The sequence below is a fragment of the Polyangiaceae bacterium genome, from assembly GCA_015075635.1.
Taxonomy (GTDB): Bacteria; Myxococcota_A; Polyangia; order Polyangiales; family Polyangiaceae; genus JADJKB01.
In genome coordinates, this window is the sequence record JABTUA010000001.1 from 1,493,298 (window position 1) to 1,512,991 (window position 19,694).

At 70.3% G+C, this 19,694-nt stretch carries 14 protein-coding genes, 1 tRNA gene and 1 pseudogene; 11 read left to right on the top strand and 5 right to left on the bottom strand.

Translation table 11 applies throughout. The annotated features are described in order from the left end of the window. Positions 1-118: 118 nt before the first annotated feature. Positions 119-871 carry a hypothetical protein gene (locus tag HS104_06700; GenBank protein ID MBE7479661.1) on the bottom strand — a complete coding sequence of 251 codons (753 nt, stop codon included), beginning with the start codon at positions 869-871 and terminating at the stop codon, positions 119-121. Positions 872-1,161: 290 nt separating this feature from the next. Between HS104_06700 and HS104_06705 the strand changes: the two genes are divergently transcribed. Continuing rightward, positions 1,162-2,316: a sigma 54-interacting transcriptional regulator gene (locus HS104_06705; GenBank protein ID MBE7479662.1), complete on the top strand. Its 1,155-nt coding sequence runs from the start codon at positions 1,162-1,164 to the stop codon at positions 2,314-2,316. Positions 2,317-2,340: 24 nt separating this feature from the next. On the opposite strand, the gene HS104_06710 is transcribed toward HS104_06705, so the two are convergent. Both HS104_06710 and HS104_06715 read right to left on the bottom strand, forming a co-directional pair. After that, positions 2,341-3,534, bottom strand: a complete 1,194-nt coding sequence (locus tag HS104_06710) for a tetratricopeptide repeat protein (protein ID MBE7479663.1) — start codon at positions 3,532-3,534, stop codon at positions 2,341-2,343. A gap of 930 nt (positions 3,535-4,464) precedes the next feature. Then, positions 4,465-4,584, bottom strand: a pseudogene (locus tag HS104_06715) (lipoprotein Hlp). 297 nt (positions 4,585-4,881) lie between these two features. Between HS104_06715 and HS104_06720 the strand changes: the two are divergent. Further along, positions 4,882-6,552, top strand: a complete 1,671-nt coding sequence (locus HS104_06720) for an N-acetylmuramoyl-L-alanine amidase (GenBank protein MBE7479664.1) — start codon at positions 4,882-4,884, stop codon at positions 6,550-6,552. Here HS104_06720 and HS104_06725 read toward each other — a convergent pair. Then, on the bottom strand, positions 6,534-7,430 hold the full coding sequence (locus tag HS104_06725; protein ID MBE7479665.1) for a hypothetical protein: 897 nt from the start codon (positions 7,428-7,430) through the stop codon (positions 6,534-6,536). The genes HS104_06720 and HS104_06725 overlap by 19 nt on opposite strands. A 162-nt stretch (positions 7,431-7,592) precedes the next feature. Here HS104_06725 and HS104_06730 point away from each other — a divergent pair, with 162 nt between their 5' ends. Beyond that, positions 7,593-7,955: a TraR/DksA C4-type zinc finger protein gene (locus tag HS104_06730; protein ID MBE7479666.1), complete on the top strand. Its 363-nt coding sequence runs from the start codon at positions 7,593-7,595 to the stop codon at positions 7,953-7,955. 51 nt (positions 7,956-8,006) lie between these two features. Here the strand turns inward: HS104_06730 and uvrA are convergent, their stop codons facing one another. Further along, a complete protein-coding gene (uvrA, locus tag HS104_06735; GenBank protein ID MBE7479667.1) occupies positions 8,007-10,907 on the bottom strand; it encodes an excinuclease ABC subunit UvrA in 2,901 nt (966 codons plus the stop codon). A gap of 109 nt (positions 10,908-11,016) precedes the next feature. Here uvrA and HS104_06740 point away from each other — a divergent pair, with 109 nt between their 5' ends. The 8 genes from HS104_06740 (at position 11,017) to HS104_06775 (ending at position 19,656) form a co-directional block, all read left to right on the top strand. Then, positions 11,017-11,943, top strand: a complete 927-nt coding sequence (locus HS104_06740; GenBank protein MBE7479668.1) for an SUMF1/EgtB/PvdO family nonheme iron enzyme — start codon at positions 11,017-11,019, stop codon at positions 11,941-11,943. Positions 11,944-11,956: 13 nt separating this feature from the next. Further along, on the top strand, positions 11,957-12,889 hold the full coding sequence (locus HS104_06745; GenBank protein MBE7479669.1) for an SUMF1/EgtB/PvdO family nonheme iron enzyme: 933 nt from the start codon (positions 11,957-11,959) through the stop codon (positions 12,887-12,889). A gap of 291 nt (positions 12,890-13,180) precedes the next feature. After that, positions 13,181-13,254: transfer RNA gene (locus HS104_06750), tRNA-Ile, on the top strand. Between the two features lie 47 nt (positions 13,255-13,301). Next, positions 13,302-14,063, top strand: a complete 762-nt coding sequence (locus tag HS104_06755; GenBank protein MBE7479670.1) for a hypothetical protein — start codon at positions 13,302-13,304, stop codon at positions 14,061-14,063. Positions 14,064-14,103: 40 nt separating this feature from the next. Then, positions 14,104-15,402: a serine/threonine protein kinase gene (locus HS104_06760; protein ID MBE7479671.1), complete on the top strand. Its 1,299-nt coding sequence runs from the start codon at positions 14,104-14,106 to the stop codon at positions 15,400-15,402. Positions 15,403-15,503: 101 nt separating this feature from the next. Next, complete coding sequence (locus HS104_06765; protein MBE7479672.1) at positions 15,504-16,118, top strand: hypothetical protein; 615 nt, start codon at positions 15,504-15,506, stop codon at positions 16,116-16,118. A 10-nt stretch (positions 16,119-16,128) separates the two neighbouring features. Next, positions 16,129-18,381, top strand: a complete 2,253-nt coding sequence (locus HS104_06770; protein ID MBE7479673.1) for a serine protein kinase PrkA — start codon at positions 16,129-16,131, stop codon at positions 18,379-18,381. Positions 18,382-18,396: 15 nt separating this feature from the next. After that, positions 18,397-19,656, top strand: coding sequence for an APC family permease (locus HS104_06775; protein ID MBE7479674.1), 1,260 nt, complete (start codon positions 18,397-18,399; stop codon positions 19,654-19,656). The last annotated feature ends 38 nt before the right edge of the window (positions 19,657-19,694 follow it).

The following is a 19,694-nucleotide window of genomic DNA, read 5'->3' on the forward strand; positions in this document are numbered from 1 at the left end:
GCCAAGCCGCCAAGACTCGCCAAGGACAGATAGTCTGAAGTATTGATTTTCAGACTTGGCGAACTTGGCGTTCCGCTGGCGTCTTGGCGGTTGGTCTCGGCGTCGCCGCGGGGGCGTCCTACTTCCCGGGTAGATCCAGCGTGACGCGGACGCCGGTGGCGAACAGCCAATGGGCGGCGGAGGTGCCGAGCTGGCCGGGTGACCGCTTGCCGTAGTAACCCATGTCGAGCTCCAGGTACGGACCGAAGCCCACCTTGTCGAAGGCGTACCAGTCGCCGCCGACCATGAGCCGCAGCCACTCGACGCCCGAATAGGTCACGTCGCTGCCGAGGCCGGAGATCTTGGTGCTGCGATAACCGAGGCCGGCGCTCATCCAGGGATCGAAGCGGACCCCCTGCACCAGGTGGTAGCGAACGAAGGCACCGACCGCCATGCTCTGGGCCTTGCAGTCGGAGCAGTCCTCCGAGCTGCCCAGCGACAAGAGCTGGCCGAAGGCGCCGAGGGCTACCGTGCGGGTCAGGCCGTAGGACGCCTCCAGCCCGAACGCCCAGCCGCTGCCCATGACGTCGCTCTGCGCAGCGCCTTCCTCGAGGTTGCCGAAGGGGACGGCCACGCCCGCGGAGGGAGAGAGCTGGAGGTGTCCGCTCAGCTGATCGGGCGCCGGAACCACCAACGGTGGCTCGGGTCCGTCCTCGTCCGGCTCCTCGGTGGGGGGGCGCTTCTTTCTGGGCTCGGGGGCCTCCTGCGGCGCCTCGCCTTCCGCTTCTTCGCCTGCTGCCTCGGAAGTCTCGTCCGGGGGCTCCTGCGCCGCCGCGGAGAGCGGGCACAGGCTGAGACCGGCGGACACGGCGAGCAGCCAGAACCTGGACATGGGCGCCTCTCTAGCACGGTGGCGGTCGCCCCGGACAGCCCCTCTCGGCGCGTGCGGGGGCGGCGCGGCCGGCGCGGACGGATCGAGGGAAAAACGGCGCATCTGTGCCCAACCACATTCTCAGAAACGCGCGCAACTCGCGCAGCCCAGCCGCCGATGTCGTCCACACGATGGAGACGAGCAAGCCAGACACATTCGAGCAAACGCAGGACGTCACGGGGGAGTGCACGCGCGGGCCATGGTTCCTCGAAATCGGCTCGCCGGACGGAACGCGCCGAGCGCGACTCGACATGACGCGGCCGCTGTTGCTCGGTGCCGGGCCGAGCGCCGACGTGAGGATCGCCGACCCGACGGTGAGCGCACGGCATTGCCGGCTAGTCGGGACGCCGCGCGGCGTGGTGATCGAAGACGTGGGCTCGAAGAACGGCCTGTTCGTCGGCTCGGCTCGGGTGCCCCGAGCGGTTCTCTCCGGGCGAGCGGGGGTGTTCGTGATCGGAAGGACCAGCGTCGTGGTCCGTGGCGCGAGCGAGCCCGACGGCGCCCTCGAAGGCGACGGGATCCCGGGCCTCGTGGGCAGCTCTCAGGCGATGTTGCAGGTCGCGGAGCTGGTGCGGAGGCACGCGCCGCTCAAGGCGCCGGTCCTGGTGCGGGGCGAGTCGGGCACCGGGAAGGACGTCGTCGCGCAGGCGTTGCATCGGCTCAGCGGTCGCGGCGGCGCGTACGTTCCGCTCAACGTCGGCGCGATCGCCGAATCGCTCGCCGACGGAGAACTGTTCGGGCATTGTCGAGGTGCCTTCACGGGCGCCATCGCGACGCGCTCCGGCGCGTTCGAGCAAGCGCAGCGTGGGACGATCTTCCTGGACGAGGTGGCGGAGCTGTCCTCGAGCGTGCAGGTGAAGCTCTTGCGCGTGGTGGAGGACGGCTGGGTACGACCGGTCGGAGCCAACCAAGCGAGTCAGATCGACGTTCGCGTGGTGTCTGCGACCTGGGCGCCGCTCGAGGAGCGGGTGGAGCAAGGGCGGTTTCGCGCCGACCTCTTGCACCGACTCAGCACCATCGTGATTCAGATCCCCCCGCTCCGGCAGCGCAAGAGCGACATTCCCATGCTGAGCCAGGCGCTGCTCGCACGCTACCTGCCGGAGGTCGGCCCCAAGCGACTGACCAGCGGCGCCATCGCCAAGCTGGTGGAGTATCCCTGGCCTGGCAACGTGCGCGAGCTCGGCGCGGTGCTGTACCGCGCGGCGGTCGCCGCCCCCGCGACGGTGATCGACACCTGCCACGTTCAGCTGCCGGTGAGCGCGAGCAACAAGAGGCCGCAGGCGCTCTCGCCGGAGGCCGCGCTGGAGCTACTCGCGCGCCACCGCGGAGTCACCGCGGCGGCCGCGCGGGCCGCGGGCGTGCCGCGTTCGACCTTCCGCTCCTGGCTGGACAAAGCCGGCGGGTGAAGCCGCTCACGGCCGAAGCTCGAGTCAGAACTGACCGACCACGCCGAGGCCGCGCTCGTTCGGGCCCACGAACGGCACGACCGAAGCTCGGAGGCCGTGGCTCTTGGTTGCGGCGCGGCGTCCGCGCTCGCGCTGACCGATGCTGGCCTTGTTCGAGCCGGTATCGAGGAAGTAATAGACGACGGTGCCGGCCACGGCGACGCCGGCGATCACGAAGCTCACGGTCGAGAGGCTCTTCTGCGAGTCGCCGTCGTCCACGCGCTGCTGGTACTTGTCGCAGGCGTTCGTGTAGTTGGTCGGGGTGGTCTTGGGCGGCGGGCCACAAGGCCCGGACACGCCATCTTTCTGGGCTTGGTCGATGATCTTCTGCCGGATGGTCTCGGCGTCGTCGTAGCTCGCGCTCGAGGTCAGCGCGAAGCCGATACCGCCCGCGAGGCCGAGCACGGCCACGCCGCCGCCGACCCAGGCCAGGGGCTTCTGCTTGGCCCAGGCCAGAAAGCTCGGCTTGTCGCTGCCTTTGTCGGCCTGCGGCGGCTCGCCGGGCGGGGGGGCTCCGAGGCCGCCGCCGGGTGGAACGGGTCCGGGCGGCCCGCCCGCAGGGTCAGCGCCCGCTCCGGGGCCCACCGGCGTTGGGCCAGCCACCGGCCCGCTGGGCCCCGTGAAGGAGAGCTCGACCGAGCCGGTTTGGCCTGCGATGGCGGTGACCGGCGACGCTGCGCTCTTGCCGTCCTTGCGCGCCTCGAGGTTGTGCGAGCCCGGCTTGAGGTAGACGGGGCCGCCGAGCGGCGAGCGCCCTTCGAGGTTGCCGTTCACGTACACGTCGGCACCGTCGACGACCGTGATGTTGAGCTCGCCCACGCTGGCCTTGGCCGCCGCGAGGCCCTTCTCGGCCTCCTGGCGTTCCGCCGGCGTCGCCTCCTTGTTCTCGCGGAGGTACTGCGCGAAATGCTTAGCGGAGTCGGCCTCTCGGCCCGAGCGCAGCTCGCTCTGTGCCAAGTTGAGCAGCACCGCAGGGTGCTTCTTCAGCGCGTACGCTTGCAAGAAGGCGGCGCGCGCCTTGTCGTACTGTTTCTGGTCGTAGAACTTCACGCCCTCTTGAAACCGCTCGCGCGCCATCTGGATCGAGGCGTCGTCCTGCGCCAGGGCGACGCCGCTCGTGACGAGAGGCAGGGTCATGGCCAGAAGCACGGCGAATATGGAGGCGAATCGGCGGGTCATGGATACTCGTCGGAGTGGGGAGCGGGTGCTTCAGAATGGAGTCTCACGGACTATAGTCCCGCCGCCCGTCTTGGGGGGAGCGGGCTTCGGCCCGCCGATCGGCTTGGCGGGCGCAGGGCCCGGCGCGGGCTTGGTGCCCGCTGCGGGCTTGGGCGCCGGCTTGGTCTCGGCGATCGGCGCCGGTTTGGCGGGTTGCTCCGGCTCTGCGGGCGGCTTCGTCGCCTCGGGCTCGGCCGGCGGCTTCGCGGTGGGCTCCGCGGTCTTCGCCTCGGTGGCGGTCGCAGCCGGCACGGAGCTGGCGCGCTCGGCGGGCTTCGCTTCCTCTTCGCTCGCGCCGCCGCCCAGGATCAGCTTGACCCCGACGAGCACGAGGATGAGCAGCGCTGCGCCGAGCACGATGAACACGACGTTGTTGCGCTTGACCGGCGTGACCGGGACGTCCTCTTCGTAGCGCGGCGCGGTCGCCTGGCTGCGGCGCGAGCGCGGGGCCTCGGCCGGTGCCGCGGCGATCGCGACCGGCGCCGGCGCGGGCGGTGCGGCTGCCTCGGGCGAAGGCGCGGGCGCGGCCGCCGGCGCGGGCGCGGGGGCGGCTGCCGGCGCAGGCTCGGACGCGCTCGGCGCGGGTGCTGGCGCGGGCGCGACCTCCACCGACCGCTGTGCGACGACTGCTTCCTCGTCCACACTGCCGAGCACCAGCGTCTTGCTGACCGCGAGCGGGGCCGCTTGGGCCGGCGCAGGCTCGGCAGTCGCGCTTGCTTGGGCCGGCGCAGGCTCGGCAGTCGCGCTTGCCTCGCTGGCGGGAGGCGGCGGCGCGACCCCCAGCATCGTCTTCTTGTGATCGACCGCCGGTGCGGGCTCGGGCTCTGGCGCCGGCGGCGGCTTGGAGTGGCCGGCGACCTTGACCACCGGCACGCCCACGATCTTGTGCGTGCTCGCGGGCGCCGCAGCGGGCGCCGGCGCAGGCTCGGGTGCTGGTGCCGGGGCAGGGGCTGCGGTCGCGGGTGCGGGTGCGGGTGCGGGTGCGGGTGCAGCGGGTGCGGGTGACGGGGCGGTGGCCGGCGCCGGCTCGGGCGCTGGCGCGGCAGCCTGCGCTACGGGCGCAGCTGCCGCCGGTTCGTCGTCCGACTCCCACATCGGCTTGAACTGGTTCGCGAGCTCGTCAGCTTCGTCGGCGTCGACGCCCTGATTCTGGTTCGCCATGGCCGTCATCCTCGAGCAAACGCCTGAAGGCTAGCACCCGGTGCCCACCCCCGGCAATGCACGGAGTCCGCGAATTCCCTAAGAAAAGCTCCGAGACAGGCCCAGGGGCTTGGCCCACCCCCGCTTCCTCGTGGCAACTCTCCGGATATGGCGGTCCTTCGCCTCGCCCCCTTCGGCTCCGTGCTCGCCCTCGTGGTCGCTTGCGCCAGCGGCTCTGCGAGCCCGACCGGGTCCGCGTCGGCGAGCGCCCAGCCGCGCGCTCCGCTCTCCGTGTTGCCCAGCCGCGCCGAGGCGGTGGCGGAGGCCGATGCGCTCGCGGTCGCCGCCGGCAAGGCGAGCGGCAATGAAGCCACCGCGCTCTCTCGCAGCGCGGCGGAGCTGCGTGCGCGCCTCTGGCGCCTGGAGCACCGCGAGCCGGACGTGCTCGAGGCGCTCGAGCTCTACCGCGGGCTCGAGTCGGCAACCGGGGAGGGGGCTTGCCTCGCGCGGCTGGAGCGAGCGCTGCTCGAGGGCGAGCACAAGCAGTCGCCCGCCGAGACCTATGCTCGAGCGTATCGGGTGAAGGTCGGCGCGGAGTCTAGCGCCTGCCGCGAGCGCGCGGAGAACGTGCTCGCCACGCTCGCGGCGTTTCGTCCGCTGCCCAACGTACTCGCCGAGATAGATCGCCAGGCCGGCGGTGGGGACGCCGGTGGCGCCGACGCCGGCGCGGCGCGCGGCGCGAACGTTCGCATCGACGCGCACGGTCCTGTGGTGGTTCCGACCCTCGGGGCCGGCAAGCGCGCCGGACCGGTGCGCATCACCAACATCGAGCGCTACGGAGCCAAAGACGCCGCTCGCGTCGTCGTGTTCGTGACTCACCCCACGCTGTTCGACGTCGGCTTCATTCCCGCCGAGGGCGCGGCGCGAGGACCGCGCTTGTACGTGGACATCGACGGCGCGACCTACAAGGGAGCGCTCGAGCACAAGGTGGGCGGGCTGGTGGAGCGAGTCCGCCTGGGCAAGCGCGAGAAGGGCACGCGGGTGGTGCTCGACCTGGCGCAGGCGGTTCACCGCAAGGTGTTCTACCTGCCCGAGCCATTCCGCCTGGTGATCGACGTGTCCACGGCGCCGACGGCCGCTCCCGCGCCGGAGCCCACGACGGGCCCGCGGACGATTCGCCGCGTCGTCCTCGACCCCGGTCACGGCGGCCACGACCCCGGCGCGGTGGGACCGGCGGGGCTCAGGGAGAAAGACGTCACGCTCGACGTCGCACACCGCGCCGCGCCGATCCTGGCGCGCGAGCTGGGCGTGGCCACGCTCCTGACCCGCGACTCCGACGACTTCGTCGCGCTCGACGAGCGCACGGCACGCGCCAACGCGTTCCAAGCAGATCTGTTCGTGTCCATCCACTGCAACGCCAGCGAAGACCCGAGCGCGCGCGGCTTCATGACCTTCGTGCTCGACGACTCGCGGGACACCTTGGCGTCCGCCGTGGCAGCACGGGAGAACGCCGCCTCGGCGGCGGCCGCGGCCGAGCTCGCCAACGCCATGAGCCGCGTGCTCGACGCTGGCTCGCTGTCGCGCTCGGTGCGCCTGGCGGACCTGTTGCAGAAGTCTGCGCTCGCGTCCTTCGCGCAGTCCTACTCCGACGAGCCGGACGGAGGAGTGAAGCGCGCGGGCTTCTACGTGCTCGCCGGCGCTCGCATGCCGGCGGTCCTGTTCGAGACGAGCTTCATCTCGAACCCGCTGGGTGAGTCGCGGCTCAACACCGGGGACTATCGGCAGAAGCTCGCGGACGCGATCGTGAACTCGGTGCGGGCCTACCGGGAAGGGCGCTGAGCCACCCGCTCCGGTACGAAGCGGCCGTCCCGGAGCACGAACCGCGTGGGAGCGTCTGCATCGGCCGGCGGCGCGGCGGGCTCGGGGTAGAGCGGATCCCCGGGCAGGGCGAGCACCGCGGCGTCGCCGTCCATGGCGAAGAATGGACAGACCGGCTCGAGGGGCTGACGGCGCGCGATGGCCCGGGCCGTCTCGACGTCGTTCGCCCGCGCCAGGAGCTGCACCGTGCGCACGGTCGGCGGCGCCAGGAAGATCTCGTCCTTCTCCCACGCCTCGAGGATCTCGGATGGCGTCGCCCAGAAGCTGTGGGTGGTCTCGTGCTCGTCGTGCCGTCCGCTCTGCCCCGCGGGCGCGCAGAGGACGTAGAAGCGCGTGTCGTAGCGGCGCTCCTCTGCCGCCGGCGTGATCCATCGCGCCATGGCCTCGAGCGCCGCGGTGTCGAGGATGAGCCCGCGCTCGGCGAGGAGCTCGAGGAACTCCCGCGAGCCGTCGCTCCCTTCCGGCGTCCGGGCCGCGAGCTCGCCGCGCAGGTTCTCCACGGCCGTGTCGTCGAGGCTCGCGCCGGCCAAGGGCAGGATGCCGGCCTCCTCGAACAGCTCTCGCAGTGCCGCGATGGCGAACGCACGACAGCTCACCGGGTCCGGCGCCACGCTGGCGGCGCGCGGCCCGAGCGGAGTGGAGGCCCGCTCCCAGGCCGGCGCGCGATCCGCCGGGGAGACCTTGCCACCGGGGAACACGACCGCGCCGCCGAGGAACCCCGAAGCGGCGTGCCGCTTCACACAGAAGAGCTCGAGGCCGGGGCCGCCCGGACGGACCACGACGACGGTGGCCGCGTCCCGGGGCGCCGCGGGGGGGCGGGTCGGATCGAGGCGCAGCATCGGCGCGAGCATAGCCAAAACCAGGCCAAACCGCCGGCGCCCGATCCGCGCGTTCCGACGATTGACGACGCCGGGTCGGCGTCTTAGGTTCGGGGGCTCTCGGAGCGCGAGATGGCAACCAAATCGAGCGAAAAAGCCGGCCCCGCCAGCAGTGAAGCCAAGCTGACGAAAGCTCAGCTCAAGAAATTCAAGGAGCTGCTGGACGAAAAGCGGATGGAGATCATCCGCAAAGCGCAGCAGACCTTGGACGAGGACATGACCCTCGACGCCAACGACCTGCCGGACGAGATGGACCTGGCCTCCAGCGAGTACCTTCAGTCCTTCACGTTCCGCCTGCGCGGCCGCGAGAAGGCGTTCCTGGACAAGATCCAGAAGGCGCTGGAGAAGATCGACTCCGGCAGTTTCGGCGTGTGCGACGACTGCGGGGAACGCATCTCGGTCAAACGCCTCGAGGCGCGCCCGGAAACCACGCTCTGCATCCGCTGCAAAGAGGATCAAGAGCGGGTCGAAAAAGACTTCGGCTGAGGCTCGACCTTCGCGGCCAAGGCTCACGGGAGACCGGCGAGGGAGTAGGTCTCAGCGCCCGCGCGCGCCGCGGCGTGCGCTCGCGGCGGGCGCGGGCTGCGGCTTCTGCGCCGGGCGTGCGTCGCGGCGCAGCACCTCCCCCAGGTAACGCCCGGTGTGGCTGTCCACGGCTTCGGAGACCTCCTCCGGCGTGCCCTCGGCGACGATACGTCCGCCGCCTTCGCCGCCCTCGGGGCCGAGATCGACCACCCAGTCCGCGCACGCCACCAGGTCCATGTTGTGCTCGATGAGCACGATGGAGTTGCCGGCGTCGCGCAGGCCCGTGAGCGCGTGGGTCAGGAGCTCGATGTCCTGGAAGTGCAGGCCGGTGGTGGGCTCGTCGAGCACGTAGAGCGTGCTGCCCGTGGCCTTGCGCGCCAGCTCCGTGGCCAGCTTCACGCGCTGCGCCTCGCCGCCGGACAGCGTGGTGGCTGGCTGGCCGAGCTGCACGTAGCCCAGGCCCACCTGGCGTAGCGCGCTCAGGCGCTGCGCGATGCGGGGCAGGGACTCGAACAGGTCGAAGGCTTCGTCCACGGTCAGGTCCAACGCGTCGGCGATGGACATGCCGCGGTAACGGATCTCGAGCGTCTCGCGGTTGTAGCGCCGCCCGCCGCAGGCGTCGCAGGTCACGTACACGTCGGGCAAGAAGTGCATCTCGATGCGCAACACGCCGTCGCCCTGGCACGCCTCGCAACGCCCGCCCTTCACGTTGAAGGAGAAGCGCCCGGGCTTGTAGCCACGCGCCCGAGCGTCCGGCAGCCCGGCGTACACCTCGCGAAGGTGCGTGAAGATGCCGGTGTAGGTCGCCGGGTTCGAGCGCGGTGTGCGGCCGATGGGCGCCTGATCGATGCTGATCACCTTGTCGATTTGGCCGAGGCCTTCGATGCGATCGCAGGGCCCGACCCAGCCCGTGGCGCCGTACAGCTCCGCGCGCGCGGCCGAGAGCAGCGTGTCCACGATCAAGCTGCTCTTGCCAGAGCCGCTCACGCCGGTCACCGCGGTGATGCAACCGAGCGGGATCTCGAGCTTCACGTCTCGCAGGTTGTGGGCCCGCGCGCCCACCACGCACAGCTTCTTCTTGCCGGGTTTCACCCGGACCTTGGGCAGCGGCAGGCGCTTCTCCCCGGACAGGTAGGGGCCGGTGACGGACGCCGGGTTCTGCATCAGGTCGGCGGGCGTCCCGGTGGCGACGATGGTGCCGCCGTGCGCGCCGGCGCCCGGCCCCATGTCCACCACGTAGTCCGCCGCCAGGATGGCGTCGCGATCGTGCTCGACCACGATCACGCTGTTGCCCTTCTCGACCAGGCGGCGCACCGCCAAGAGCAGGCGCTCGTTGTCGCGGGCGTGCAGGCCCACGCTCGGCTCGTCGAGCACGTAGAGGACGCCGACGAGAGACGCGCCGATCTGGGTCGCCAGACGGATGCGCTGGCCCTCGCCGCCGGACAGGGTGTGAGCCGGACGGTCGAGCGTCAGGTAGTCGAGCCCGACGTCGATCAGGAACCCGGTTCGCTCGATCACGGCCTTGAGCAGGGGTTTGGCGATGGCGGCGTCGCGGCCGACCATGGACTCGCTCTCGCTGAGCTCGTTCAGGAAGTCCTTCAGCTTGCGCAACGGCAGCGTGCTGACCTCCGAGATGGCGCGACCGCCGAGCTTGACCGACAGCGCCTCCGGACGCAGGCGCCGTCCTTGGCACTCGGCGCAAACCTGGCTCACGACGAAGCGCCCCAGATCCTCCGGGCCGATGGCACCCTCGTAGTCGTCGTGGTCCTCCTGGTCTTCGAGCTCGCCGGTCTCGAGCATGCGCTCGAGCCGCGCCACGATGCCCTCGTAGCTCGATCCCTTCCTCTTGGCCTTGCCGCCGCTGCCGAACAGGATGGCCTGGCGCTGCTCGTCCGGCAGATCTTTCCAGGGCTTGTCCGGGCTGACGCCCAGCGCCTCGACCAGCGCGGCCACCTCCGTGGCGGTGGCCACCGAGCCGCGTCGGCCGAACGCCGCCACCGCGCCCTCGCGTAGCGTGCGCGTGTCGTCGGGCACGATGCGCGCCGGGTCGATCGCCGAGCGCATGCCCAGGCCGTCGCAGACCGGGCAGGCTCCGTGCGGGCTGTTGAAGGAGAACAGGCGTGGCTCGAGGGGCGGCAGCGTGATGCCGTGCTCCCAGCTCACCAGGCGTTCGCTCATCACCACGGGCTCGCTGCCGTCCACCGGGTCGATGAGCACGGTGCCGTCGCCCAGCTTCAGCGCCAGCTCGACGGAGTCGGTGACCCGCCCCTTGACGCCCGCCTTGACCACGATGCGATCGACGACGACGTCCAGGTCGTGGGCCTTGTTACGGTCGAGGTCGAGCTCTTCGCCCAGGTCGACTTGTGTCCCGTCGACGCGTGCACGCACGAAGCCGTCACGGCGCAGCTGCTCGAGCTCGGCCCGGAGCTCGCCTTTGCGCTTGCGCACGACCGGAGCCAGGATGGCTGCGCGGGCGCCCTCGCCGCGGGCGACGACCGCGTCCACGATCTCCTGCACCGTATAGGCGCGCAGCACCTTGCCCGAGATGGGGCAGTGCGGGACGCCCACCCGTGCGAACAAGAGCCGCAGGTAGTCCGCGATCTCGGTGACCGTACCGACGGTAGAGCGCGGGCTCTTGCCGAGCGCGCGCTGTTCGATGGCGATGGCCGGGCTCAGCCCCTCGATGCTCTCGACGCGAGGTTTCGGCAGCTGATCCAGGAACTGGCGTGCGTAGGCAGAGAGCGACTCCACGTAGCGGCGTTGGCCTTCGGCGTAGATGGTGTCGAAGGCCAGCGACGACTTGCCCGAGCCGCTCGGCCCGGTGATCACCACCAGCCGGTTGCGGGGCAGCTCACAGCTCACGTCCTTCAGGTTGTGCTGAGAGGCGCTCTTGACGACGAGCTTGTCGAGCATGGAGGGCCCCCGAGCTTAGAGCGGATTGCGTCGGCTGGGACCTGTCCAAACGTCCGGATCCTCCGGGAACTTGGCCGAGGGCCGGTGGGTCTCCGATAAGGGGGCGGTCGTGATTTCGCCCGAGTACGGCCCCCTGATCCCGCTCCTGGTCGCGATGCTGCCGCTGCCGAGCGCGGTGCCGCCCGAGGCGCAGCTGGCCGCGGCCTCGGCCGCCAGCGTCCCCGTCATCGCGGAGCTGCCCCAGGCCTGCCCCGATGACATGGCCCTGGTAGACGGCAGCTCGTGCCCGGTGGTCGAGTACCAGTGCGATCGCTTCGTCGACGAGGCGAGCCCGAGCTGCGCCGAGTACGCCCGCAAGCCGGAGTGCCGCTACAACGAGGAGCCGCGCCGCTTCTGCGTGGACCGTCACGAGTGGCCGAACCGCGTCGGCGAGAAGCCCGCGGTCTTCGTGACCTGGTACGAGGCCCGCAAGTCCTGCGAGAGCGTCGGCAAGCGCTTGTGCAAGCGGGCCGAGTGGACGCTGGCGTGCGAGGGTCCGAAGCGCGCGCCGTACCCCTACGGCTGGGAGCGTCTGCCGAGCCCGTGCAACGTGAGCCGACCGGTGCAAGAGGCCGACGCGAAGAAGCTCGTCTCACCCGGCTCGCGCGCCGCGGAGATCGCCCGCCTCTGGCAGGCGGATCCGATCGGGAGCCACCCCGAATGCGTGAGCGCGTTCGGCGCGTTCGACATGGTGGGCAACGTGGACGAGTGGACGGACAACTCGGAAGAAGGCGGCGCTCAAGTCTCGACGCTGAACGGCGGCTACTGGGGGCCCGTCCGGAACACCTGCCGGCTCACGACCAAGACCCACGGCCCCGAGTTTCAGTTCTATCAAATCGGCTTTCGCTGCTGCGCCGACGCCCAGGACGGGATCTCCGCGGCGCTGCCGCCGGAGCCACGCCCGAAGCACGAGCTCGACCAGAGGAAAGGCCCCGGCGGCTGGCCGGTGCCGGTCAGCGAGGAGCGGCGGGCGGACGGCGCCGAGCCGAGCGGCTAGACTCCGCGAGCCCATGTCCGCCGCGGTCGTGCCCCAGCGTGCAGCCGAGCGCCCCTCGCGGGGGACGCGCCGGCTCGTCGCGCTGGGCGCGGCGACCCTGTGCGCGTTCGGTGGCCTGGGGCTAGTCGCGCCGCGTTGGGTGGCCCCGGAGCGGCCGGCGCAGCTCGCCCACGCACCCCGCGACGTCATCGCTCGGGCGGCCGGGCGCGCCACGCCGCCGGCGCCCGCGGTGGCCCCGCTGGAGAGCGGGACGTGCGGTCCCGACATGCAGCTGGTCGCGGGCACGTACTGCCCCTACGTCGGGCACCGTTGCCTGGAGTGGATCCAGGAAAACCGCGATCGCTGCCGGCGCTACGACGAGAAGATCCTGTGCGAGGGGCAGAAGGTGCAGAAGCGCTTCTGCATCGACCGCTACGAGTACCCGAACCAGGCGGGCGCGCTGCCGGCGGTGATGACCAGCTGGGTGGAGGCGGAGCAAGCCTGCAAGGCCGAAGGCAAGCGGCTCTGCACCGAGAGCGAGTGGACCTTCGCGTGCGAGGGCGAGGCGAAGCTGCCGTACCCGTACGGGTTCGAGCGCAACGCCGAGGCCTGCAACATCGACCGCCACTACCGTGACCCCAACTTCTCCGCGTTCTCCCACGACCGACTCATCTCGGACGAGGTGTCGCGGCTCGATCAGCGCGTCCCGAGCGGGGCGATGAGCGGGTGCGTGAGCCCGTTCGGCGTGCACGACATGACCGGGAACGTGGACGAGTGGGTCGTGAACGAGGACCCCAAGCTGGACAAGGACGAGGACGTCTCCAGCCTGAAAGGGGGCTACTGGGGGCCGATCCGTGCGCGCTGCCGCCCGGTCACCAACTCGCACAACCGCTGGTTCCGCTTCTATCAGGTGGGTTTCCGCTGCTGCGCGGATCCCAAGGGCTCGACTCAGCCAGTCTTGCCATGATCGTCTCTCGATCGTCAGGAGCGGCGAATCAGCCGGCGGACGCCTCCTCGCCCGGCGGGAGCCAGGTCACTCTTCGCGGGTGACGTCGACGAAAGGCTCCCGTGGCGGGTCTCATCGCCGCGTGGAAGTGCGCGAGTCGAGCAGCTTTCGCGCGAGAATCTCCGGGATCGTTCCCGCTGTTGCCCCACCCGGGCCGTTCGACTAGGTTTCCGGGCGTGGAGCTTGCATGGGCCCGCGTTCCTTCCCTGTCGAAGACCTCGGGCCGAAGGTGCGCTCCTCTTCCGACTAGCCGGGCCCATAGCTCAATCGGTCAGAGCCCCCGGCTCATAACCGGGCAGTTCCTGGTTCGAACCCAGGTGGGCCCACACTCGTCCTCGGGGGGATGCTTAGTGACAAGGAGCCGTGTTCGGCCGTGAAACTGCAATCCCAAATCGACGCGCTCGAAAGCCTCTCGGCACTGGATTCGGAGATCAAGGACCTCCAAGAACAGCTCAGCCGAGAGCGCGAGGCGCTCGACAAGAAGCGGCAGGCGCTCCAGGAGCTCGACGCCAAGCTGGTGCGCGATCGCCAGAGCGTCGAGGACATGGAAAAGATGCGCAACGAGCTCATGCTGGAGCTCAGGCAGATGAGCAACCAGATCGAGAAATCGAGGGAGAAGCTCGCACGCTGCCGGACCGAGCGAGAGGCAAACGCCGCGCAGCGCGAGGTCGAGGAGCTGCGCAAGCTGTACCGTGACCGCGAGATCGAGATCGAGCGCGTGAACGGCCTGGCAGATCAGGCACGGCAGGGCATCGAGTCCACCACGGCCGACCGCGACAAGATCTCGAGCGAGCTGGGCGAGACCGAGGGCGAGACCACGAGCCGCCTGGGCGAGGTCCAGAGCAGCGCTTCCAGCAAGGAGACCTCGCGCAAGGACATCGTGGCCCGGATCCAGCCGGCGCTCTACCGGCGCTACGAGCTGGTGCGAAAGCGGCGTGGGACGGCGCTGGCGTTCACCACGGACGGCACCTGTAGCGAGTGCCACATGCGCTTGCCCCCGATGCTGTACCAGCAGCTGCGCCGCAACGAGGAGTTCGGGCAGTGCCCCAGCTGCAACCGCATCCTTTACTTCCGGATCGACGTGCCGCCGGGGGAAGCGTCCCAATCGGAGGAAGGCCCTTCCACGGGTCCGTGAGCGTCGTGGCGCCACGCGAGGGAGAGGGGCCAGACCGGTCGTGAAGGCTTGTGCCGAATGTGCCCGGCTCTACCCGGACGACGCCGGCTTCTGCCCCGTCGACGGTCGCGAGCTGGTCAGCGCCACCCAGGCCCCGATCGCGTCCGCGGACGGCGACGCGCGTATCGGCCAGGTGATGTGCAACCGCTATCAGGTGCGGCGGGTCGTCGCCGACGGCGGCATGGGGCGCGTGTACGAAGCGCTCGACATGGTCGACAAGCGCAACGTCGCGCTCAAGATCCTGCACCCGGACGTGGCCACGGACAACGTGTCGCTCGAGCGCTTCAAGCGTGAGTTCGAGGTCAGCAAGCAGCTCCCGCACAACCACATCGTGGAGGTGACCGACTTCCAGCCGACGCACGACGGCAGCTACGCGCTGGTGATGGAGTTCCTCTACGGCGAGGAGCTCCGGGCCACGCTCAAGCGCGAGAGCGTGCTGCCGCCGGAGCGCGTGATCCGCATGGTGAGCCAGATCGCGCTGGCGCTCGACGAGGCGCACGCCAAGAAGCTGGTTCACCGGGATCTGAAGCCGGACAACGTGTTCTTGTGTCAGACCCGCGAGGGCGACATCGTCAAGATCCTCGATTTCGGCTCGGTGAAGGACAAGAGCGATCCGGCCAAGAAGCTCACCGTGATGGGCACCACCATCGGGTCTCCGTATTACATGGCTCCGGAGCAAGCCCAGGGCCTGGAGACGCTGGACCACCGCGCGGACGTCTGGGCGCTGGCCGCGATCTCCTACGAGTGTCTGGTGGGGACGGTGCCGTTCAAGGGCAACAACGGGCCGAGCATCCTGCTCGAGATCCTGACCAAGGAGCCGACCGCGCCGAGCATCGCGGCGCAGGGCAAGCCGAACCCCATGCCGCCGACGGTGGACCGCGTGATGGTGCACGCGTTCAAGAAGAACCCGTCGATGCGCATCCCCTCCATCGGCGCCCTCGCGGACGCGCTCGGGCACGCCTTCGGCCTGGAGGGATCGCACCGTGAGTGGGCGACGGTGCCCCAGGAGCAGCTCGGCGCGATCGTGCGCGACAAGCTGCCCCAGATGATGCAAGCAGCGGGCGTGCCGGCGCCCGACGTCGCCGACAACTTCTTCGGCGAGAGCGAGGCGTTCGGCGCCGCCCCTGGCGCGGCCCACCCGGCGCCCCCGGGTCCTGTCGGGCAATACGGGGCCTACCCGGACGACCTGGTTCCCATGGGTGTGCCGAAGTCGGGCAACTTCGGTCTGCTCCTGGCCTTCGCCGTGGGGGGGATCGCGCTTCTCCTCGGGGTCGTCATCGTGGTCGTGCTGTTCCGCTGACGCCCGCGGGAACCTCCCGCGCGGCTCGCGCGTATCAAGCTCACATGCTGGCTGCGAGCGCGTATGGCCCCGGTTTTGACCGTGTGGTATCGAGAGTGTCCATGACTCATCGGTTGTCTCCCATCTCCACCTACACTGGGCGCTGGGCGGCGCTCCTCCTCGGCGCGACCCTGGTCGCGTTCGGCTGCAGCAAAGAAGCGACCCCGAGCGCGGAGCAGCCGAAGCCGCCGAGCCAGGGCACACCCACGGAGGTGACCCCCGCGGCGGTGGGTGCGGGCGACAAGGCCGGCGCCGAGCCCGCCGTCGCCAAGCCGGAAGGCGCGGAGGAGGGTGAGGGCGCGGCCGTCGATCTCGCGGCGGCCAAAGGGTCCTACTCCGAGGAGACCTTCAAGCTCGAGATGAAGGGCGGCGGCGACTACAAAGCCGGACAGCAGGGCTCAGTCGAGATCGTGCTCGAGGCCAAGGCCCCGTTCCACGCCAACGACAAGTACCCCTACAAGTTCAAGACCGCGGAGACGGCCGGCGTCACCTATCCCTCGGCCATCGTCAAGAAGGACCAGGCCAAGATCGAGAACATGAAGGTGACCATGCCCGTGGCCTTCACCGCCGAAAAGGGCAAGAAGCAGATCAAGGGGGTGTTCCACTTCTCGGTCTGCACCGACGACAAGTGCTTGATCGAGAAGCGTGCGCTCGCGGTCGATGTGGATGTGAAGTAGAAGTAGGGGGATGGGCGACAAGCGCATCCTCGACGAGCTCAGGCAGATCGCGGAGCAAGTCCAGCGAGGCTTCGAGCAAGAGAGGCGCGTGCTCTCGTTCCAGGAGTACCTGGAGCTGTTCGCCTCCGACCCGCTCGCCCACTCCCGCGACGCGGCGCGCTACATGCGCGACATGTTCGAGCACTATGGCAAGCAAGCCGTGGAGCATCCCTGGGGCGTGGAGACGCGCTTCGTCCTGTTCGACCAGCCCTTCGAGGACGACGCGTCCGGTCGTGACGCGCTGGTTGGCCAGGAAGCGCTCCAGGGCGAGCTGTTCCGCGCGCTCAACAACTTCGTCCGCGAGGGTCGCCCCAACCGCATCCTGCTCACGCACGGTCCGAACGGCTCGGCGAAGAGCACCGCGGCGGCCTGCATCATGCGCGCCCTCGAGCACTACTCGTCCTTGCCCGCCGGCGCGCTCTACCGCTTCCACTGGGTCTTTCCCAGTCAACGCGAGCTGAAAGGGGCCATCGGCTTCGGTGGCAAGCGTTCGGCGGTGATCACCGGGGACGGCAGCTACGCCCACCTGCCCGAGGATCAGATCGACGCTCGCTTGATCGTCGAGGTGCGCGATCACCCGCTGTTCCTCCTGCCGGAGGAGGCACGCGGTGCGTTGCTCGAGCGCCTCTACCGCGACGCCGGCGCCAAGGAGCCGCCGCCGAACTGGATCGCGCGGGGAAACCTCTCCCACAAGAGCAAGCAGGTCTACGAGGCGCTGCTCTCCAGCTACGATGGCTCGCTGGAGGAAGTACTCAGGCACGTGCAGGTCGAGCGCTACTTCATCTCCCAGCGCTATCGCGTCGGCGCGGTCACCTTGGGTCCGCAGCTCTCGGTGGACGCCGGCGAGCGCCAGGTGACCGCCGACCGATCGCTCTCCGCGTTGCCCTCGGCGCTGCAGGCGGTGACGCTGTTCGAGGCCTTCGGCGAGCTGATCGAGGCCGCCGGCGGCATGCTCGAATTCTCGGACATCCTGAAGCGGCCCCTCGATGCCTTCAAGTACCTGCAAATCACGGCGGAGACGGGCGAAGTCGCGCTGCGCTCGCAGAACGTGCAGGTCAACTGCGTGATGCTCGCGAGCGGCAACGAGCTCCACCTGGCTGCCTTCCGGGAGCACCCGGAGTTCGAGAGCTTCCGCGGGCGCCTCGAGCTGATCAAGGTCCCGTACCTCCGGAGCTGGGTCGAGGAGCAGAAGATCTACGACGCGCAGATCGCGCCGCAGGTGAAGAAGCACGTGGCGCCGCATGCGACGCGGATGGCCGCGATGTTCGCGGTGCTCACGCGCATGCGCCGGCCCACGGTCGACCGCTACGACAAGCCCGTGCGCGACCTGGTCGGCGAGCTGAGCGCGCTCGAGAAGGTCGATCTCTACGCGACGGGGACCGCGCCCGCGCGCATGGACGAGGAGAGCGCGAAGCTGCTGCGCTCCGCCATCTGCGACATCTACCACGAGAGCGACGCCTACCCGATCTACGAGGGCTCCACCGGCGCGAGCCCGCGGGAAATGCGTACGCTCTTGCTCGACGCGGCGCAGAACCCCCTCTACGACTGCCTGTCGCCGTTCGCCGTGCTCGACGAGCTCGACCGCCTGTGCGAGCGCACCAACGAGTACGCCTGGCTCCAGGAAGAGAAGGTGCCGGGCGGCTACCACGACCACCTGCAGTTCAGAAAGGAGCTGCGCGACCGCCTGCTCGAGACGCTGGAGGACGAGCTCCGCGTGTCGAGCGGGCTCGTCGACGAAACCCGCTATCGCGAGCTCTTCGACCGCTACATCACCCAGGTGAGCTACTGGGTGAAGGGCGAGAAGCTACGCAATCCTCTGACCGGGCAGTACGAGGACCCGGATCCGCGTCTGATGGGCGAGGTCGAGGCGTTGCTCGGCTCCCCCGACAAGCCGGAAGACCTGCGGCACTCGTTGATCAGCCGCGTCGCTGCCTGGGCCATCGACCACCCCGGCGACAGCATCGACAACAGCCGCGTGTTCGCGCCGCAGCTCAAGCGGATGCAGGACGCCGTCTTCGCGGAACGGCGCGTCGCCGTGGCGAAGCTCGCCCGCGACGTGGTCGTGCTCTTGCGCGAGGAAGGCAGCGGGCTCGACGAGAGCCGGCGCGTGGAGGTGAGGGCGGCGGTGGAGCGCTGGAAGAGCCGCTTCGGCTACCAGGACGGCTCCGCCGCCGACGCCGCGACGATGCTGGTGCGCGAGCGCCTGGTCGATCTGCTCCACTGAGGCTCCGGGCCCGGCATGTCCGAGAGCCCCGCCCCCGCGCGCCGCTCGCTCGGCTTCGGCAGCCTGCTCGCCTTGGGCGTCAACGGCATCGTCGGCGTCGGGATCTTCTTCACGCCGGCGGAGGTCGCGGGCTTGGTGCCGGGGACCGCGGGGGTGTGGGTGTACGCGCTGACCGCGCTCTGCCTGTTGCCCGTGGCGCTGGCCTACGCGGCCCTCGGCAGCCGCTTCGCCGAAGACGGCGGGCCCTACGTCTGGGCGCGGGCGGCGTTCGGGCCGAGCACGGGCTTCGCGGTGGGCTGGGTCGCGTACGTCTCGGCGCTGTTCAGCACCTCGGCGGTGATGGCCGGCTTGAGCCAGCACGCCGGCCCGCTGCTAGGCTTCGACGGCGTCGTCGGTCAGCGCGTCTTCGCTGCGCTCTCGGTGCTGGTGCTGGCCGGCACTGCGGCCAGCGGCCTCCGACCCAGCGCCTGGGTCTGGAGCGGGATCACCGTGCTCAAGCTGGTGCCGCTCCTCTTGCTCGCGTCGCTCTTCTTCGCCGCGCCGAAGGACCTGCCCACGCCGAGCGTCGTGCCAGGCGCGGACTTCGCGCGCGCGGCGTTGGTGGTGGTGTTCGCGACGCAGGGGTTCGAGATCGTGCCGGTGCCGGCCGGCAATGCTCGCGGGGCCGCCCGCGCGATCCCCGCGGCGACGGTGCTCTCGTTGATGCTCGCGGCGGCGCTCTACGTGCTCTTGCACGCCGCGTGCGTGGCGGCGGTGCCGGCGCTCGCGACCAGCAAGGCGCCGCTGGTCGCGCTGGGCTCGGAGCTCGGCGGCGCGCGCGTGGCCTCCGCCGTGGCGCTCGGCACGAACGTCTCGGCACTCGGCATCGCCTTCGGCATGTTCGCGATGACGCCGCGCTACCTCGCGACGCTCGGCCGCCCCGACGGGCTCGGCAGCTGGATCGGGCACGAAGACGCCCGGCACGTGCCGCAGCGCGCGCTCTGGATCACCGTCGCGCTGGTGCTGGTGTTCGTGCTCTCCGGGCGACTGATGCAGCTGTTCGCCCTGTCGAGCGTGGCGGTGCTCGCTCAATACGGCATGAGCTTGGCTTCGCTGGTGAAGCTCTCCCTCGCCGGCGAGCGTGGGCTCTCGCTCCGGCACGCCTGGCCGGCTCCTCTGGCCCTGGGCGCGGTCTGGCTGGTCGCCCGGGCCGCGCGCTGGGGCGAGCTGGCGGTGGGGGCCGGTGTGCTGCTGGCCGGCGCGTTGCTGCTCTGGATTCGCAGGCGATTCTCCTAGGAACAGGGCGTACAGCCAGACTGCTTTCCAGCCGGGGC

Bases quoted from the DNA above. Each gene is read 5' to 3' on its own strand.
- HS104_06725 (MBE7479665.1), bottom strand. From the start codon at position 7,430: ATGCTGCGCCTCGATCCGACCCGCCCCCCCGCGGCGCCCCGGGACGCG.
- uvrA (MBE7479667.1), bottom strand. From the start codon at position 10,907: ATGCTCGACAAGCTCGTCGTCAAGAGCGCCTCTCAGCACAACCTGAAG.
- HS104_06720 (MBE7479664.1), top strand. From the start codon at position 4,882: ATGGCGGTCCTTCGCCTCGCCCCCTTCGGCTCCGTGCTCGCCCTCGTG.
- HS104_06770 (MBE7479673.1), top strand. From the start codon at position 16,129: ATGGGCGACAAGCGCATCCTCGACGAGCTCAGGCAGATCGCGGAGCAA.
- HS104_06745 (MBE7479669.1), top strand. From the start codon at position 11,957: ATGTCCGCCGCGGTCGTGCCCCAGCGTGCAGCCGAGCGCCCCTCGCGG.
- HS104_06710 (MBE7479663.1), bottom strand. From the start codon at position 3,534: ATGACCCGCCGATTCGCCTCCATATTCGCCGTGCTTCTGGCCATGACC.
- HS104_06700 (MBE7479661.1), bottom strand. From the start codon at position 871: ATGTCCAGGTTCTGGCTGCTCGCCGTGTCCGCCGGTCTCAGCCTGTGC.
- HS104_06765 (MBE7479672.1), top strand. From the start codon at position 15,504: ATGACTCATCGGTTGTCTCCCATCTCCACCTACACTGGGCGCTGGGCG.
- HS104_06775 (MBE7479674.1), top strand. From the start codon at position 18,397: ATGTCCGAGAGCCCCGCCCCCGCGCGCCGCTCGCTCGGCTTCGGCAGC.
- HS104_06705 (MBE7479662.1), top strand. From the start codon at position 1,162: ATGACGCGGCCGCTGTTGCTCGGTGCCGGGCCGAGCGCCGACGTGAGG.